At 67.6% G+C, this 19949-nt stretch carries 2 protein-coding genes; both read right to left on the minus strand.

Annotation, left to right across the window (positions count from 1 at the left end; genetic code table 11):
* Positions 1 to 7: 7 nt before the first annotated feature.
* Positions 8 to 8830: an amino acid adenylation domain-containing protein gene (locus ACP7D4_RS16770; protein ID WP_426210226.1), complete on the minus strand. Its 8823-nt coding sequence runs from the start codon at positions 8828 to 8830 to the stop codon at positions 8 to 10.
* A 61-nt stretch (positions 8831 to 8891) separates the two neighbouring features.
* Positions 8892 to 19940 carry an amino acid adenylation domain-containing protein gene (locus tag ACP7D4_RS16775; RefSeq protein WP_426210228.1) on the minus strand — a complete coding sequence of 3683 codons (11049 nt, stop codon included), beginning with the start codon at positions 19938 to 19940 and terminating at the stop codon, positions 8892 to 8894.
* Positions 19941 to 19949 lie beyond the last annotated feature (9 nt).

Below are 19949 nucleotides of genomic sequence, written 5' to 3' on the forward strand. Positions count from 1 at the left end.
CATCGTGCTAGGTTGTGCTGGCATGTTTGCTTTTCAGGTGCTTGTTACGTTGCTGTTGCTGCGCCGCCCGCTGCCGCGCGGCGCTGTCCTGGATGCGCGACGCCGCCGTGGCCGCGCTGTGGGCCGCTTGCTGCTCATCGGCCGCCAGCCGCTGCGCGAGCGCGGCCACCGTCGGGTAGGTGAACAGGTCGACGATGTCCAGCCCGGCAGCATTGCCGCCCAGCTCGCGCAATTGGCCGAGCGTGCGCAGCATCAGCAGCGAATGCCCGCCAAGGTCGAAGAAATTGTCGTGCAAGCCCACCTGCGGCACGCCGAGCAGTTCGCGCCAGATGGCGGCGATCTGCTGCTGCGTGGCGGTCATCGACTCGGGCGCTGCCGGGGCAGTTGCGCCCAGCACCGGCGAGGCCAATGCGCGCCGGTTGATCTTGCCCGTTGGCGTGAGCGGAAACGCCGCCAGCACGGCCATCGCAGACGGCACCATATACCCTGGCAAGCTGCGCTGCAAGAGCGCCTTCAAGTCCGCCGCCGCCAATACCGCGCCGGCCTTGGGTACCACCCAGGCCAGCAAGCGCGGACCGGCCTCGCCTTCGTCGCGCACCATCGCCAGCGCTTCCTGCACGCCCTCTTGCACGCGCAGCGCCGCCTCCACTTCGCCCAGTTCGATCCGGTAGCCGCGCAGCTTGACCTGGTGGTCGATCCGGCCCAGGAACGCCAGCCGGCCGTCCGCGCGCCACTTGACCCGGTCGCCCGTGCGGTACAACCTGGCGCCAGCCTGTTCGCTGAACGGATCGGGCACAAAGCGCTCGGCCGTCAGGTCCGGCCGACCCAGGTAGCCGCGCGCCAGACCTTGCCCGCCCAGATACAGCTCGCCCGCCACTCCCACCGGCAGCGGCCGCCCGCACAAGTCCAGCACGTACGCCTGGGTGCCCGTCAAAGGCCGGCCAATCGTCATCTCGCGCCGCTCGCCCCGGCGCACCACATCCCAGGTCGAATAGGTGGTGTCCTCGGAAGGCCCGTACAGGTTGTACACTGCCTGCACTTGCGAGCGCTCAAAAATGCGCTGCACCAGCGAGTCCGTCAGCGGTTCGCCAGCCAGTCCCACCGCTGTGACGCTCGCGGGCAGCGTGCCATGGCGCAGCAGTTCGATCATGGCCGAAGGAACCGTATTGACGAAGCTGACCGCCTGCGCCAGCTGCGGCAACTCCAGCGCGTTCTCCACCAGTACCGCCGTGCCGCCCATGGACAGCGGCGCGAACAGCTCGAACACCGACAGGTCGAAGCATACCGAAGTGCTGGCCAACATGCCGCCCAGCTCCTGCGCCGTGAATCTCTCCCGCACCCAGTGAATCATCGCCACCGAGCTGCGGTGTTCAATCGCCACGCCCTTGGGCCGGCCGGTCGAACCCGAAGTGTAGATCACATAGGCCAGGTCGTACGGCCGTGCGCACTCAGGCAACGCCGTGGCCGGACGCTCGGCTGCCAGCGTTGCGTCCACCAGGCAGCCCAGTTCAAGGCAAGCCGGCGGCGCCAATTGCGCCCACTGCGCGTCGCACAGCACCAGCTTCAATTGCGCGTCCCCGGCCATCAAGGCCAGCCGTTCGGCCGGGTAGGCCGGATCGAGCGGCACATACGCGGCGCCGCTCTTCATCACCGCCAGCAGCGCCGCCACCATGTCGGGCGTACGCGGCAGGCACACGCCAACCCGCACGCCGGGGCCGCAACCGCGCGATCTGAGCTCGTGCGCGAGCCGGTTCGATCTGTGTTCGAGCTGCTGGTAGCTCCAGGTCTGCTCGCCGCAGCGCAGCGCCACCGCCTGCGGCGTGCGCAGGGCCTGCGCCTGCACCAGGCCATGCACGGTCTGGCCATCTGCGTCCACCCTGCCCGTCCGGTTCCACTCGCGCACCAGCATGGATTCCTGCGCCGGGTCCAGCAGCACCAGGTCGCCCAGCCGGCCTTGCGGCAGTTGCGCCGCCGTCAGCAGCGAAGCGAACAGGATGCGCAGCATGGCCATGATGGCTTCGCCAGCCTGCTCGTCGAAACGCGCATAGTCGTAGCTCAGCGCCAGCGCCAGCTTGTCACCCGCGGTCACGGTGAGGGTGAGCGGGTAATTGGTTTGCTCCTGGACCGACAGCGAGCGGATCGGCAAGCGATGTCCACCCCGCTTCAAGACGTCGTCGATCGGGAAATTCTCGAACACCACCAGCGACTCGAACAAGGGCGCACCGGACGGCAGGCCGCTGCACGCCTGGATTTGCGTCAGCGGCATGGCTTCAAAGCGCCGCATTTCCGCCAGGCGCTGCTGCAGCGCCGAGAGCCACTCGCGCAGCGGCAAGGCGTCGTCGATATCGACCCGCACCGGCAAGCTGTTGACGAACATGCCGATCATGGTTTCAACGCCGGGCAGTTCCGCCGGCCGGCCCGATACCGTGCAGCCGAACACCACCGTGCGCTCTTGCGACAGGCGCGCGAGCAGCAGCGCCCACACGCCCTGCACCACCGTGTTCATGGTCAGGCCGCCGCTGGTGGCAAAGGCCGCCAGTTGCGCCGTCTCGGGCGGCTCGATCACCAGTTCGATCACGCCGTGGCCGTGGCGTTCCTGCCCGCGATGGTCCAGCATCAGCGGCGTTGCTTGCTCGATGTCTGACAACTGCTCGCGCCAGAACCGCTGCGCCTCGCCATGATCCTGGAGCGCCAGCCATGCGACGTAGTCGCTGAACGGGCGCGGCGGCGGCGCCTGCAGCGCCTGCCCCTGGGCCAGAGCCGCAAAATCGGCAAGGAATTGCCGCTGCAGCTCGGCGAATGACCAGCCGTCGAACAACAGGTAGTGGCAAGTCCAGACCAGCTCGTATGTAGCGTCGGACAGGCGCAGCAGCGTAAAGCGCTGCAGCAGCTGGCCCGGTTCGTTAAAGCCAAGGGCCCGGTCCTCGGCCAGGAAATCGGCGCGCTTCATGGCTACCATTGCCGCGTCGTGCATGCGCCAGTCGTGCACCACCAGTTCCACGGCCACGTGGCGGTAGACAATCATCAGCGGCGTCTGCACGCCCTCCCACACGACCGTGCCGCGCAACACGGCATGCCGATCGAGCATCGCCTGCAGCGCTCCTTGCAGCACCTTGACGTCGAGCGAGCCGTCGTACTCGCTGCGCATCTGCTGCACATACATGCCACTGCCGGCATGCATCAGCGAGTGCAGCAGCACGCCCTGCTGGATTGGTGTCAGCGCCAGCAAATCTTCCACCGCATTGCCGGCCGCATCGTCGCGTGCGTGCAGTGCGTCGAGCCAGTCCTGGCCAACGGCGGCCAGCGGAAAGTCGGACGGGGTGTAGCCGCCGGCCGAGGCCAGGCAGGCATCTACCAGGCCGCGCAACCGCGCCATGAACGACGCGGCCAGCCACGCCACCGTGGCAGCATCGAGCGCGCTATCCTGGCTGCTCCATGAAACGTGCAGCTCGCCGTCGATAATGACCGCATTTACTTCAAGCGGATTGGGCGACCGATTGGCGGCGTCGCGCTCCAGGCCGCGCGGCTGCGTGGCCGGCGCGAACAGCGCCTGCTCGTCGAAGACGGCGCCAATCTGGCCCAGATAATTGAAGCACACCGCATTGGCGGCCCCAGCCGCCAGCGAAGGCGCGCCGGCGCTGTAACGCAGCACGCCGTAGCCGATGCCGTGGCGGGGAATGGTGCGCAACTGTTCTTTTACCGACTTTAACAGGCGCAGCGGGTCGGTCTCGCCACCGAGCGCGATGCGCACCGGGTATAGCGACGTGAACCAGCCCACGGTACGCGACACGTCGATGTCGTCGAACAGCGCCTCGCGCCCGTGCGACTCCAGGTCAAAGCCGACGGTGGTGCTGCCGGTCCACGCCGCCAGTACGCTCGACAGAGCGGTCAGCAGCAGGTCGTCGATGCGGGTGCGGAACAGGGCTGGCACTTGCTGCACCAGCGCGGCGGTGGTCCCCACATCCAGGTGCACGCTATGGACGATCGGCTCGGGAACGGTGCCGGCATCGAGCGCAGCTGCGGGTACGCGCGTGGCCGCCGCGCAGGCAGCTTCCCAGTGCGGCAATTCGGCCAGCACGCCGGGGTCTTGCGCCAGCGCGCCGAGGCGTTCGCTCCATTCGCGCAACGACGCGGTCTTGAGCGGCAAGGCCACGGCTTGCCCGCGCACCCGCTGGCGATATGCGCTCGACAAGTCTTCGACGATCACGCGCCAGGACAGGCCGTCGACGATCAAGTGGTGCCCCACCAGCAGCAAGCGCCATGCGCGCTGATCCCAGCGCACGGCTGCGCAGCGCAGCAGTTTGCCGTCTTCCAGGCGCGCGTCGGCCTGCAGCGCATCGGCCAGCGCGGCAAAGCGCGCGTCGCGTGCAGGTTCGGCCAGCGTCGAGAGATCATGCGCCGGCACCACGGTGTCACCAACAGGGGCGGCGTGTTCCGCCTGCCAGGCGCCGTCAGTGCGTACAAACTTAAGGCGCAGCGCGTCATGGTGGGCCAGCACCGCGTCCATCGCCTCGGCCAGCAGCGTGACATCGATGCCATCGTCAGCGGCCAACACCAGCGACTGATTGAAGTGATGGGGCGCGGGCAGTTCCAGGTCAAAAAACCAGCGCTGGATCGGCATCAGCGTCAAGCCTCCGGTCACCAGGCCCTGCTCGGCCGTGTCGGGACGGGCAACCATGGCGACTGCCGCCAGCCGTTCCAGCGTGGGATGCAGGAACAGCTCGCGCGGGGTGATGCGCAGTCCGGCCTCGCGGGCGCGGGCAATGACCTGGATCGCCAGGATGGAGTCGCCCCCAAGATGGAAAAAATGATCGCGCCGGCCCACGCGCGGGCGGCGCAATACGCGCGCCCAGATCTCGGCCAGAATCTGTTCGACTCCCTCGCGCGGCACCTCGAAAGGCGCGCCGTCGGCTGCATCGGCTGCATCGGCCGCCGACTGCGGCGCGGGCAATGCGCGCCGGTCCACCTTGCCGTTGACCGTGAGCGGAAAGCGCTCCAGCACCAAAAATGCCGAGGGCGTCATGTAGTCGGGCAGCACGCGTTGGCAATGGCTGCGCAGGCTGTCCGCGTCGAGCCGCATGGGGCGCGTGGCCGCCATCTCACGCAGCGCCGGTACGCGCTGCAGTCCCGCCAGCGCCTGCGCTGCCGGCATCCAGTCAATCAGGCAGGCGATTTCGTCGACGCCCAGGGCGTGCAACTGGTGCACCACGTGCACCGCGTCTTCGGGGGAACCGATCAGCGAAGCGGTGCGCGAGTAGCGTTCAAAGGCGAAGGCAACGGCGTTTTCCAGGTCTTGCGCTCCCAGTCCCCGATGCTCGACGCCCAGGCTGCGCACCAGCGACTCGAGCAGGCCTATGTGCGAACGCATGTATTCAAGGAAGGGTTCGCGCGCCGCCTCCACCGCTTCCTCGCGCGTCTCGCCCAGGTACGTGTGCACCATCAGCGTCACGCGCCGCGACGCCGGATCGAAACCGTGGCGCGCCAGCGCATCGCGGTACAGCCTGACATTGTCGGCCAGCGTTTCCATGGTCTGGCCGAGCAGGTGCGTCAACAGGTTGGCGCCGTGCGCGGCCGCCGTTTCAATGGTCTGCGCGTTGCCTGCCGAGGTGATCCACAGCGGAATGTCCGCCTGCCGCGGTTTCGGGTAGCTGCGCACGTCGACCAGGTTGCCGGCGCCGTCGCGCAGCTGGATGGCTTCGCCACGCCACAGCGCGCGCAGATCGCGCATCCCGGCCAGCATGGCAGGGATGCGTTCGGCCGGGGCATAGCGCTGCGGCGCCAGCACAAAGTCGCGCGGGTGCCAGCCGGACGCAATGGCCAATCCGGCCCGCCCGCCCGAAATCTGATCGACCACGGCCCATTCTTCGGCCACGCGCAAGGTCGAGTGCAAGGGCAGCACCACGCTGCCAGCGCGCAGGTGAACGCGGCGCGTGCGCCCGGCCAGCGCGGCGTTGAGCACCGCCGGATTCGGATACAGGCCACCAACCGGGTGGAAGTGCCGCTCGGGCGTCCAAACCGCTTCAAAACCATGCTCGTCGGCGAACTCGGCAGCCGAAAAATACAGGCTGTAGCCTTCCTCGGCGTTCAAGCCGTCCGCGCCAAAGAAGTACACGCTGAACGATGGCCCGCCGGCCTGGTCCCCTTTGGGGGCCTCGCGCGCCGTCACATACGCCACCAGCTTTGGCGCACCAGGGTCGTCTTCGCGCAGCATGACGAGCGCCTGGCCAACGCCCGGCGCGCGCACCAGCGCCGCCTCGATTTCCCCCGGCTCGACCCGGAAGCCGCGGATCTTGACCTGCTGGTCGATGCGACCCAGGCATTCGAGGGTGCCGTCGGCACGGTAGCGGGCCAGGTCGCCGGTGCGATACAGGCGCGCGCCGGGCGTTCCGAACAAATCCGGCACGAAGCGCTCAGCCGTCAGGTCGGGCCGGTCGAAGTAGCCGCGCGCCACGCCGTCGCCGCCGATATACAGTTCACCAGTCACGCCCACCGGCGCCGGTTCCAGATACGCGTCGAGCACATGGCAGGAGGTGTTGCGCAACGGGCGCCCGATCAAAGGCTGCGACAGAGCCGCCGTGAGCCGGTGCGAAGTGGACCAGATGGTGGTTTCGGTGGGGCCGTACATATTCCACACCTCGCTCACGCGCTCAAGCAGTGCCCTGGCCAGCGACGCGCTCATCGCTTCGCCACCGCACAGTACGCGCAGCGGCTTGTCGGTCTTTGGCCAGGTGCTTTCGCACAGCAGCTGCCAGGTGGCGGGCGTTGCCTGCATCAGCGTCACGCCAGTGCGCTCTACCAGCCTGGCAATCGCTTCCGGGTCGCGCGCGCTGGCGGCCGAAGCGAGCACCAGGCGAGCGCCCTCGACCAGCGGCAACAGCAATTCGAGTCCGGCGATATCGAAAGAAAGCGAGGTGAGACCGAGCACCGCGTCGTCCTCGCCAAGCCGATGCGTTAGCCCGACGGCCACCAGAAAATTGGCCAGCGCCGCGCGCGGCACCACCACGCCCTTGGGCGCGCCGGTCGAGCCGGACGTGAACATGACATACGCTGCCTGCTGCGGCGCCAGCGCCTGCAAAGTAGCGGGGGGGCCGGCTGCGGCGCCCTCTTGCTCCAGCGCGGCGGCATCGACCATCAGCACCGTGCAGGCGAGCGCCGGCAACAGCGCGCCCGTGTGCGCATCGGCTAGCACCAGCACCGGCCTGGCCTGGGCCAGCACCGCCGCCATGCGCGCCGGCGGCAGCGCCGGGTCGAGCGGCACATAGGCGACACCGGCGCGCAGCGCGGCCAGCACGGCCAGCGGCAAGGCGCGGCTGCGCTCCAGGCAGATGCAGACCCGGTCTTCAAGGCCGACACCGGCCTCGCGCATGCGCCGCACGAGCGCCTCCACCGCATGGTCCAGCTGAGCATAGGTCCAGGCGCCCGTCTCGTCTTCCACCGCCACGCGGTGCGGCGCGCTGCGCGCCTGGGCGGCAAACCGCAGCGCCACATCTTCGTCGTCCCGGCGAACAGTGAACGCAGGGTTAAAGCGCGTGAGCACTTCCTCGCGCGCGGCATCATCGAGCAAGGCAAGCCGGTTGGCCGCCACCTCAGGGTCGTCCAGGGTGGCGTTCAGGGCCGCCATGAACTGGTCCAGCAAGCGCGCGCCATACGCGTGGCCGAATGACGCATCGGCGTCGATTTCCACCGTGGCCCAGCCGGCCTCGCCAATCCAGGCGCTCAAGCGCAAGCGATGGGCAGCCAGCACGTCGGCATGGCGCGCCAGATCCAGACCGGCCGGGCGCTGGGGATAGCAGGCAAACTGCAACGGGCACGCGGGACCTGCCGCGCTTGGGGCCAGACGCTCCACCTGTGCGGGTTCGAAATCGCTGGCCCAGCGCCGCGACTGCTGCAGCGCCGCCTGCCAGACGCGCAGCTGGCGCGAAAACGGCGCATCTGTGGACACCGGCATCGCCACCGGCAGCAGCTTGGCGACCGGGCCGAGCGTATCGGCAAGCTCCTGCATGTCGCGTCCTCCGTCACGCAGCCACAGCGGCAGCACCGTATCGGCCTCGCCCCCAACCACGCGGCGCAACAGCTCGCCCCAGACGGCCAGCAGCCAGGTTTCACTATCGATTTGCAGCGCCTGGCACAGCGCCTGCAGGCGCCGGCAAGCCGGTTCTGCCAAGGTGCGGCGCACCCGCGTGCCGCTCTCCATGCCCCCTGCCGCCTCGCGTTCGGCCGGCAGCGGTGGAACAATTGGCACCGGCAGTGCGCGCCAATGGCGGCGCCCGTCGGCGCGCTCTTCGTCAAGCAGTTGATCGTCCCACCACAGGGCCAGGTCGTCATAGGGAATCGCATCGGCTCCGATAACCGGGCGCGCGTACAGCGTTTCCAGCACCGCAGCCGCGCTTGCGCCATCCGCATGCATACCGGGCATGGCCACCGCGCACAGCCAGCGCCCGTCCGGCAGTTGGCTGTGCCCATAATAAAGCACCGCCTGTGCGACCGTGCCAAGGTCGAGACCGTGCAGCGCCTCCCATGCCAATTCCATCTCCGCGGGCAAGGCGAGCCGGGACAGCAAAGCGGACATGTCTGCGCCATCGGTGGCGCCGGCAGGCAGGCCGGCATCGGTGCCAGTAAAGCGCGAACGCAGCAAAGGGTGCGAGCGCAGCAGCGCGTGGGCGGCGGCCGCCAGATGCTCGTCGTCAGGCGCGGCATCGCTCATGCCAAGCGCAATAGCCCGACACGGCGCGCCCTTTCGCAGCTCGCGCCAGATCATGCGCTGCTGCGGGGACACGGCGCATGGCTCAGCGCGGTCGGTGGTCATGGTCATGGTCATGGTCATGGTCATTATTACTTCCTAGCTTCATCAATGTTGTATTGTCGTTGTGTTCAAGCGCGCAGCTGCCTGCTTACCCGGCCGGCAAGGAAGTGCGCCGCGCCCGCAGCGAGCGCAGGAACGCGCCGTCCTGCTTGCTGCGCTCGGCCTGCGCCTCCTGCTCGCGCTGCGCCGCCAGGGCGTCGAGCGCCTCGTCGATCGCGCCCAGCGAAGGCGAGCCCATTGCAGGCATCAGGCGCAGCAGGTCGCACAGGCGCTCGATGACGCATTTGGCCTGGGCGTCATCGATGCGATCGACCGCATAGGTCAGATAGCCGCGCAGCTCATCGTCGGTTTCACTGATCGTCAGCGACAGGACGAACTTGGCCACGTCGTCGTCGATCGGCAAAGGCGTCAGACGCAGATTGTCGGCATCGACGATGGCGCCCAAATCGTTCTGGTAGTTGAACCACACCTGGAACAGCGGTGTGCTGCCAAGCGACCGTTCGACGCGCAGCTTGTCGACCAGTTGCTCGAACGGGATGGCGCGGTGCTGCTGCGCCTCAAGCACCACCTTGCGGCTCTCGCCGATCAGTTCAGGCAGCGCCATGCGCTCATTAAAGCGCAGGCGCAGCACCAGCGAATCGACAAAATAGCCGATCAGGTTCTGCAGTTCGGCGCGCGGGCGGTTCACTGCGGGTGAACCGATTACGATGTCGCGCTGGCGCCCGTAGTGGCCGAGCACCAGCGTGAACGCCGTCAGCGTGGCCATGTAGACCGAGACGCGCTGCGTGCGCGCATACGCGGCCAGCGCGCCGCGCACGTCGGCCGGCACCACAAAATAGCGCACCGCGCCGCGGTAGCTTCTTTCCAGCGGCGCCGCCTTGCTGCCGGCCAGTTCGAACGGCGGGGGCAGTTGCGCAAGCTGGGTGCGCCAATAGGCGAGTGGCTCCCGGAACGCGTCCTCATCGAGTTCACGGCGCTCGCGGCGCGCAAAATCGGCATACTGGAGCGTCAAAGGCGGCAACTGCGCCGCGCGCTGATCGCGCTGCGCCAGATACAGCGTCACCAGTTCGCTGATGAGGATATGGGCCGACCAGCCGTCCGAGACAATATGGTGCTGCACGAGCAGCAGCACGTGGCGCTCTGGCGTGGCGCGCAGCAGCATGCAGCGCCACAGCGGCGCCTGGGCCAGATCGAAATCCTGGTTCCTGAACGCGGCGATTTGCGCGCTGGTGCGGGCGGCCAGTTCTTCCTCGGTGCCGGGGCCGATGTCAAGCATCGGCAGGTCAATGGCCACCTCGGCAAACACCCGCTGCAGCGCCACCCCGTCTTGCGTGACAAAGCCCGTGCGCAGGCTGTGCTGGCGCTGCGTCAGCTGGCGCAGCGCCGCATGCAGGCAGTCGGCGTCGAGCGGTCCGTCAATGCGCACTGCGGCCGGCATCAGGTAGGCGGCGCGGGCCACATCGAATTGATGCATGAACCAGACGCCCTGTTGGGCGAACGACAGTGGCGCGTCGTTGCTGTCGCCTACCACTGTTTCGAGGCGAGCTTCATGCACTTCAGCGCCATCGAGGGTCACCCGGTCGGCCAGCTGCGCCAGCGTCGGATGCTCAAAGACTGCGGCCACCGAACCGCGCCAGGCCAGCTTTTGCTCGAGTTCCGCAACCATCCGCAGCGCCAGCAGCGAATGCCCGCCCAGGTCGAAGAAATTGTCATGCAGTCCCACCTGCGGCACGCCCAGCAGCGCGCGCCAGATGGCGGCCACTTGCTGCTGCGTGGCCGTCATGACCTCGGGCGCTGCCGCGAGCGTGGCAGGCAGCACGGGTGCCGGCAGTGCCTTGCGGTCAACCTTACCGTTGGGCGTGAGCGGCAACTGCGCGAGCACGACAAAGGCCGACGGCACCATGTAGCCCGGCAGCTTGCCCAGCAAGAAGCTGCGCAGCACGCCCACATCCGGCGCATCGCCGGCGGCCACCAGGTAGGCGACCAAACGCCGGTCACCAGGCTTGTCTTCACGTACCTGCAGCACCGCTTCACGCACGGCGCCGTGGTTCAAGAGCGCCGCTTCGATGTCGCCCAGTTCGATGCGGTAGCCGCGCAGCTTGACCTGGTGATCGATGCGCCCGAGGTAATCGACGCGGCCGTCGGCGCGGTAACGCGCCAGGTCGCCGGTCCGGTACAGGCGCGCGCCCGGCGCGGTGCTGAACGGGTCGGCAATGAAGGCCGCCTGCGTCAACTCGGGACGGTGCAGATAGCCGCGCGCCAGGCCGGCGCCGCCAATGTACAGTTCACCGGCCACGCCCAGCGCCACCGGCTGCAGGAACGCGTCCAGGATGTACAGGCACGTGTTGGCGACCGGGCGCCCGATCGAGACTGCATCCAGGCTGCCCGGCGCGATCCGGTCGAACGTCGAGTAGGTGGTGTCTTCCGACGGTCCATACAGGTTATAGACGCTTTCGACGCCCGCCTGATAAAGACTTTGCGCCAGCGCGTTTTGTAGGGGTTCTCCGGCCAGGCCGACCACTTTGACGCCGGCCGGCACCTGGTTCAAGCGCACCAGTTCCGTCATCGCCGAAGGGACGGTATTGATGAAGGTGAGACTGCCCTGGTCCTGCATGGTCGGCAGATGCAGCGCATTTTCCACCAGCAGGATGCGCCCGCCCCAGCTGAGGGGGACAAAGATCTCGAATACCGACAGGTCAAAGCACACCGAGGTCGAGGCCAGCATGCCGGCGCGCTGTGCCGGCGTAAAGGCGTCGCGCGCCCAGTGCAGCAGCGTGACGGTGGCGCGGTGTTCAATCGCCACGCCTTTGGGCTTGCCGGTCGAGCCGGAGGTGTAGATCAGGTAGGCCAGGTCCTGCGGGGAGACAAGCGGCGCCGGGTTGGCGGCGCTTTCGCCCTCGCCCCAGGCGCTGTCGATTACCTGGACCGGCGCCTTGGAGCCCGCCACAAGGTCGCCAAAGCAGGCATGCGCCAGCACCAGCGTGGTGGCGGCGTCGTCCAGCATGAAGCGCAAGCGCTCGGCCGGATAGGCCGGGTCCAGCGGCAGGTAGGCGGCGCCGGCTTTTAGCACCGCCAGCAGCGCGACGATCAAGTCCGCATTGCGCTCCAGGCAGACCCCGACCACCGCCCCCGGTTCGATGCCGCGCGCGCGCAGACTGTGTGCGGCGCGGTTGGCGCGGGCATTTAATTGCGCGAAGCTGATTCGTTCACCTTGGCAGCTAAGCGCCACCTGGTCCGGCGTGCGCGCCACCTGCGCTTCGAACAATTGGTGGATGCATGGCGCGGTGGGATAGGCGACATCGGTCTGGTTCCACGTGACCAGCAACTGTTCGCGCTCGCCCGCCGACAGCATCGGCAGCGTGCCCACTTGGCGCGCCGGGTCGGCCGCCACCGCGTCGAGCAGGCGTGTCAGGTGCCCGGCCATGCGCGCCATGTTCGCCGCGTCGAACAGATCGGTGCTGTATTCAAAGGTGCAGAGCAACTGAGTGCCCTCTTCGCGCGCATACCAGGTCAGGTCGAGCTTGGCCGGCAGTTGCGCTGCCGGCAGCACGTCCATGCGCAGGCCTGGCAACGCCAGCGCGTCGTCCGGCGTATTTTGCAGCGCCAGCATCACCTGGCACACCGGTGCGTGGCTGGTGTGGCGCTCGGGATTGAGCGCTTCGATCAGCTGCTCGAACGGCAGGTCCTGGTGCGCATACGCGGCCAGCGCCGTGGCGCGCACCTGCTGCAGCAGTTCGCTGAAGGTGGCGGTGCCATCGACCTGAGTGCGCAGCACCAGCGTATTGACAAAAAAGCCGATCAGCGGCTCAAGTTCGGCGTGGCGGCGATTGGCGATCGGCGTGCCGATGCAAATGTCGCTCTGGCCGGCATGGCGCGCCAGCAGCACGTTGAAGGCTGCGGTCAAGGTCATGAACAAGGTGGCGCCGGCGTCGCGGCTGAGCGTTTGCAAGGCGGCCGTGGTGGCCGCGCCGATGACGAAGGTGAGACTGGCGCCGCGATGGCTTGGCGAAGCCGGCCGCGGACGGTCGGTCGGCAAGGTCAGCAAGGTTGGCGCACCGCTCAATTGCTCTTTCCAGTAGAGCAGCTGCTGCGCCAGCGTGTCTCCCTGCAGCCAGGCGCGCTGCCACTGGGCGAAATCGGCATACTGGATCGCCGGTTCCGGCAGCGGCGACGCCTGCCCTTGCGCATAGGCCGTGTACAGCGCGGCCAGTTCGCGCACCAGGATGCCGATCGACCAGCCGTCCGAGGCGATGTGGTGCATCGTTAGCAGCACGATGTGCTCGCCCAGCGCCAGGCGGATCAGCCGGGCGCGCAGCAGTGCGCCGCCGTCCAGTTTGAACGGGGTTTGCGCTTCTTCGCAGGCCAGATGGGCGGCTTGCGCTTCGCGCCCGGCGCCGTCCAGGCCGGTTAGCTCAGTTAGGTCCGTGAACGCGAGCGCACAGCCAGTCGCAGGGATCACAAGCTGGCGCGGCTCCCCGCCCACATTGGCAAAACGGGTGCGCAGCGATTCATGGCGGCGCATGATTTCGCTCAGGCTGCGCGCCAGCGCATCGGCGTCCAGACTGCCGCGCAGGCGCACCGCAGCCGGTACGTTGTACAGCGCAGTGCTGCCTTCCAGCTGGTCGATGAACCACAATCGCTGCTGGCCGAACGAGAGCGCCAGCGGCGCGTTGCGGTCGGCCCGGGCGATAGCCGGCAATGCGGGCAGCCCGTTTGCAGCGCCCTGCTCCTGGCGCGCCTGGTCGATGCGATCAGCCAGCGCGCTGAGCGTCGGCGCGTCAAACAGCGCGCGCAACGGCAACTCGAGCGCGAACGTGGCGCGCACCTTGGCCAGCACTTGCGTGGCCAGCAGCGAATGGCCGCCGATATGGAAAAAATTATCGTGAACGCCCACCTGGTCGAGCTTGAGCAAGCCGGCCCAGATCTGCGCCAGCGTCTGTTCAGTCGCCGTGCGTGGCGCGCAAAAGCCATGCTCGCCGCGCAGCATCTGCGGCGCCGGCAGCGCCTTGCGGTTGATCTTGCCGTTGACGGTTAACGGCCAGCTCTCCAGCACCACGAAATGCGCCGGCACCATGTAGTCGGGCAGCACCTGCCTGAGCGCAGCGCCAAGGTCATTCACCCGTTCGCCCTGCACGCCCTGCGCCAGCGTCAGATAGGCTACCAGGACTTTGTCGCCGGGTTGGTCTTCGCGCAGCATCACAATGGCGTCGCGCACTTCCTCCATGGCCAGGATACGCGTTTCGATTTCGCCCAGTTCGATGCGAAAGCCGCGGAGCTTGATTTGCCCGTCCTTGCGGCCGAGGTATTCAATGTTGCCGTCGGCCAGATAGCGCGCCAGGTCGCCCGAGCCGTACATGCGCGCACCCGGTGTGGGGCAAAACGGATTGGGGATGAACTTTTCCGCCGTCAGGTCCGGGCGGTTCAGGTACCCGCGCGCCAGGTTCTCGCCCGCGATGTACAGGTCGCCGGTCACGCCGATGGCGACCGGCGCGAGGTTGGCGTCGAGCAGGTAGATCTGGGTATGGTCGATCGGGCGACCGATGGGCGGCAATCCGGATCCAGACGTTCCATCTGCGGGCAGCGTATAGGCTGTGACGACGTGGGTTTCGGACGGACCGTAATGGTTGTGCAGGCGGCGTCCGTCCAAGCGCAAAAAGTCGCGCAGCGCGCTGGTGACGGACAAGGCTTCCCCGGTGGCGATGATCTCTTTCAGGTGCGACAGCTCGACCCGTGCCGACGGCGCGATCGCGGCAATGGTCTGCAGGACCAGCACCGGCAGCGTGGCCGTTTCGATCGCGTGGCGCGTCATGAACTCGGCCAGCGCATAAGGATCGACGCGCACGTATTCCGGCACGATGAACAAAGTGCCGCCGGACTGCCAGCTGGTGAACATTTCGCAGAAGCTGACATCGAAGCTGACGGACGCGAACTGCAGCGCGCGGCGCGTCTTGGGCAAGGCTTGCTCACTCCAGATCAGCAGATTGGCCAATGCGCGGTGCGGCAGCGAGGTGCCTTTCGGCTTGCCGGTGGAGCCTGACGTGTAGATCACGTAAGCCAGGTTGTCGGGGCCGGTGCTGTTGTGCGGATCAGACGTGGGCAGCGCATCGAGTTGCGCCGCCTGGGTGTCGAGACAGAACACGGCAATGTCGCCGCCGGGCTGCAGCTCGCCGCCGTCAATGAAGCGCTGCTGGGTAAGCAGCACCGCCGGGCGCGCATCAGCGAGCATGTACGCCAGGCGTTCGGGCGGATAGGCCGGGTCGAGCGGCACATAGGCGGCGCCGGCCTTGAGCGCACCGAGCACGCCAATGGCCATGTCCAGCGAGCGTTCCACGCACAGGCCGACCGTCATGTCCGGCCCAACACCGGCGAGGCGAAGATAGTGGGCCAACTGATTGGCGCGCGCGTTCAGTTCCGCATAGCTTAGCTGCGCGCCTTCGTACACCACCGCGACAGCGTCTGGCGTCAGCCGGACCTGCGCTTCGAACAGTTGCTGGACCGAGTCAACGGTGAACCGATCCACGCACCCCGACTGTCCGCGCTCCGCGGCGGTGTCGTTCCAGCCGTAAAGCAGCTGGGCGCGTTCGCTTGCCCCAAGCATGTCCAGTTGGTCGAGCGCGCACTGCGGCTGCGCGACCGCCGCCTGGAGCAGCGCGCTCAGGTGAGCTGCCATGCGCTGCATGGTCCGGGCGTCAAACAGGTCGGTGCTGTACTCAAAACTGGTGAGCAACTGCCCGCCTTCTTCCTGCACATGCCAGGTCAGGTCGAACTTGGCCGGCGTATCCGTCGCGGGCAGGGCCTGCATCGTCAGGCCCTGCAGCACCACCTCGTCCATCGGCGCATTGAGCATGGCCAGCATCGCCTGGAACACGGGCGCGTGGCTGGTGTGGCGTTCGGGATTGAGCGCTTCGACCAGCTGCTCAAACGGCAGATCCTGGTGCGCATAGGCTTGCAGCGCGGTGGCGCGCACTTGCTGCAGCAGCGCGCTGAAGGATGCCGTGCCGTCCACCTGGGTGCGCAGCACGAGGGTGTTGACGAAAAAGCCGATCAGCGGCTCAAGTTCAGCGTGACGGCGATTGGCGATCGGGGTGCCGATGCAGATATCGCTTTGCCCGGCATGGCGCGCCAGCAGCACGTTGAAAGCGGCGGTCAAGGTCATGAACAGGGTCGCGCCGGCCTGGCGGCTGAGCGCCTGCAGGGCGGCCGTGGTGGCCGCGTCAATGGTGAACGCCAGCCTGGCGCCGCGATAGCTCGGCATCGCGGGACGCGGCCGGTCGGTCGGCAAGGTCAGCAGCGTCGGTGCACCGCCCAGTTGCTCCTTCCAGTAGCCCATTTGCTGCGCCAGCGCGTCGCCTTGCAGCCAGCTGCGCTGCCAGTGGGCGAAATCGGCGTACTGGATCGCCAGTTCCGGCAGCGGGGACGGCTGTCCCTGCGAATAAGCCAGGTACAGCGCGGCCATTTCGCGCACCAGGATGCCGATCGACCAGCCGTCCGACGCAATGTGGTGCATCGTCAGCAGCACCATGTGCTCGTCTTCCTGCAGGCGGATCAGGCGGGCGCGCAGCAATGCGCCGCCGTCCAGCTTGAAGGGCGTCTGCGCTTCCTGGCGCGCCAGCTGGCCGGCTTGCTGTTCGCGCTCGGCGCGGTCCAGGCTAGTGAGGTCAGTGAATGCGAGCGCACTGCCTGCCGCCGCATCGATCACCTGGTGCGGCTGCCCGTCCAGCGTGACAAAACGCGTACGCAGCGCTTCATGGCGCCGCACGATCTCGTCCAGGCTGCGCTCGAGCGCAGCGGCGTCCAGCGTGCCGCGCAGGCGCACGGCGGCCGGCATGTTGTACAGCGCAGTGCTGCCTTCAAGCTGGTCGATAAACCAGAGCCGCTGCTGGGCGAACGACAGCGCCAGTGGCGCGTTGCGCTCGCAGCGCGTGATCGCGGGTATGGCCGGCGCGGCGCCCGCACCACCCTGCTCCTGGCGCTCCTGCGCGATACGGTCGGCCAGCGTGGCGATGGTGCCGGCGTCGAACAGCGCGCGCAGCGGCAGCTCCAGGTCGAATGCGGCGCGTATCTTGGCCAGCACGTGCGTGGCCAGCAGCGAGTGCCCGCCGATATCGAAGAAATTCTCATGCACGCCAATGGTCTGGTGAGCGTCGCGTCCCAGGGCCTCCGCCCAGATCTGCGCGAGCAGCAGCTCGTCGGCGGTGCGCGGCGCGACCAGATCCGGCGCCAGCGTGACGTCCGGCGCAGGCAGTGCCTGACGGTCGATCTTGCCGTTCGGGGTCAATGGCAGCTGGTCCAGCACCACGTACAGCGATGGCACCATGTAGTCCGGCAGCGCCGACTGCAGATGCGCCTTGAGCGTGGCGGCAATGCCATCACGGGCGTCAACGAGCGTGACATACGCGACCAGGCGTTGTTCGCCCGGCGCATCAGCGCGGGCCAGCACCACCGCCGAGGCTACCTGCGCATGTAGCGACAGCTGGTGCTCGATTTCACCGAGCTCGATGCGAAAACCGCGGATCTTGACCTGGCCGTCACCCCGGCCGAGGTACTCCAACTTCCCGTCGGCCCGCCAGCGCACCACATCGCCGGTGTGATACATCCGCTCTCCGGCGCGCGCGCCGAACGGTTCGGGGACAAAGCGCTCCGCCGTCAGATCGGGCCGCGCCAGATAACCGCGCGCCAGGCCTTCGCCCGCGATGTAGAGCTCACCCCACACTCCGGCCGGCACCGGCAGCAGCCATTTGTCCAGCACATGCACGCGCGTGTTGCGCAGCGGGCGCCCGATCAGTGGGTCAACGTCGGAGGCCGGGATTTCAGTCGCGGTGGACCAGACGGTCGTCTCGGTCGGGCCATACACATTCCACAGGCGCGCGCCGCCACTGAGCAGGCGCGCGGCGAGCGAGCGCGGCATGGCTTCGCCGCCGCACAGGCAGCGCATGCCTTGCGGCGCCGTCCAGCCGGCGTCGAGCAGCATGCGCCAGGTCGACGGCGTTGCCTGCATCAAGGTCACCCGTCCCGCCGCCACGTGGGCGGCGATCTGCAGCGGATCGCGCGCGTCGTCGCGCGAGACCATGACAACCCGTGCGCCACTGACCAGCGGCAGCAGCAGCTCCAGGCCCGCGATATCGAAGGAGATGGAAGTGAGCGCCAGCACGCCCTCGCCGGGTGCGCAGCCGGGTTCACTGCCCATGGCATGCAAAAAGTTGTCCAGTGCGCCGTGGGTGACCGCGACGCCCTTCGGGCGCCCGGTGGAACCGGACGTGTACAGCACATAGGCCAGGCTATGCCGGTGCAGTGCGTGCTTGACGTTGGCCATGGGCGCGGCCGCGTCAAGCGCCGTCGGGTCTAAGACCGGCAGTGCCGACGGCGGCAGATTCGCGAGCGTCTGCGCGGTGGCGACCAGGGCCACCGGCGCGCAGTCGCGCAGGATATAGGCCAGCCGTTCGGCCGGATATGCAGGGTCCAGCGGCACATAAGCCCCGCCGGCGCGCAGGATACCGATCAACGCGACCACCAGCTCGATGGAGCGCTCCATGCACAGCGCCACCCGCGTGTCGGGACCGACGCCGGCTGCCTGCAGGCGCGCCGCAAAGGCTGCCGAGCGCGCGTCCAGTTCCCCGTAGGTGAGACGGCGCCGGCCGGCGTCTTCTTCGAGAGCGATCGCGTCGGGGTGAGCCGCGCACTGTGCGTCGAACCGATGCAGCAGGGTTGACGATTCGGGCCCGGCTTCGCCCACACTCCAGGCACGCGCCAGCACGTCCTGCTCGTCGCTCGACATCCAGGGCAAAGCCGCCAGCGGCAGTTCGGGCGTGCGCACGAGCGAGCGCAAAAGCGCGGTCAGATGGCCGGCCATGCGAGCGACCGTGGCGCGCTCAAACAGGTCGCTGGCATATTCAAGATAGCCGACCAGGCTGTCGCCCCGCTCGGTCAGCGAGAGCGTAAGGTCAAATTTCGCCGTCCCGATATTGAGGTCAAGTGGAACACAGTCGACTCCGGGCAGGGAGAACGCATCCATCGGCATGTTCTGCAGCATGAACATGGTTTGAAACAGCGGTGCATGGCTCAGGTCCCGGGCCGGCTTGAGGTGCTCGACCAGCCTTTCGAACGGCAAGTCCTGGTGCGCGAACGCTTCGAGCGCGGTCTGCTTGACCTGGCCTAGCAAGACCAGGAACGAGGCCTGAGGATCAATCTGCGCGCGCATGACGAGCGTGTTGATCAGGCATCCGATCAAGCCTTCCAGTTCCATTCTTGGCCGGTTGGCTACCGGTACGCCGACGCTGATGTCGGTCTGCCCCGCGTGCCGCCAGAGCAGCGTCTGGTAGGCGGCCAGCACCACCATGAACAAGGAGGTGCCGGCGCGCGTGGCGAGCGCACGCAGCGCAGCGGTCAACGCCGGGTCGATCTCCACCGGCAGCAGGTCGCCGCGATAGGATTGCTTGTGCGGGCGCGGAAAATCAGTGGGCAGCGCCGTCCTCGCAGGGGCGTCCTGCAGCTTGGCATGCCAGTACGCGAGTTGACGATCTTGCGCCTCGCCGCTCATCCATTCGCGCTGCCAGTGACTGTAGTCCGGGTATTGGAATTCGAGTTCCGGCAATGCCAGCTGTTCCCCGGCAAGGCCGGCCCGATACAGCGCGCCCAGTTCGCGCACCAGCACGCCCAGCGACCAGCCATCGGAAACAATGTGGTGCATGCTCAGGCACAGCACCCAGTCCTGCTCGGCGATGTGCAGCAGGCAGGCGCGAAACAGCGGCCCGCGTTCCAGGTCGAATGGGCGCTGCCCTTCCGCCAGCGCTTCCTCAAAGGCGCGCTGCGCCCCTGCGCTGCTGTCGCCTTCTTCCAGGTGGCGCTCGGTCCAGCATACCTGGCCCTCGGGCCGTATCAACTGCAGCAGCTGGCCTTCACTTTCCGCGAACGTGGTGCGCAGCGACTCATGGCGCTGCACGAGCGCGTCCAGGCAGGCGCGCAGCAAATTGGTATCGAGCGCGCCGCGCATCCGCAACGCTACCGGCAAGTTGTAGAACGGCGAGCCAGGCGTGAGCTGGTCGAGGAACCAGAGCCGCTGCTGGGCGAACGAGGCCTCAAATTCATAGAACGCGTCGTCGTCGCCAGGTGGCGTAGCGCTAGCCGAAGTGGATGTCATCATAGTCTT

The sequence above is a fragment of the Massilia sp. TWP1-3-3 genome (genome assembly GCF_049897805.1).
Lineage (GTDB): Bacteria > Pseudomonadota > Gammaproteobacteria > Burkholderiales > Burkholderiaceae_D > Telluria_A.

Excerpts from the sequence above, each read along its gene's own strand:
- ACP7D4_RS16775 (WP_426210228.1), bottom strand. The coding sequence starts at position 19,940 with ATGACATCCACTTCGGCTAGCGCTACGCCACCTGGCGACGACGACGCG.
- ACP7D4_RS16770 (WP_426210226.1), bottom strand. The coding sequence starts at position 8,830 with ATGACCATGACCATGACCATGACCATGACCACCGACCGCGCTGAGCCA.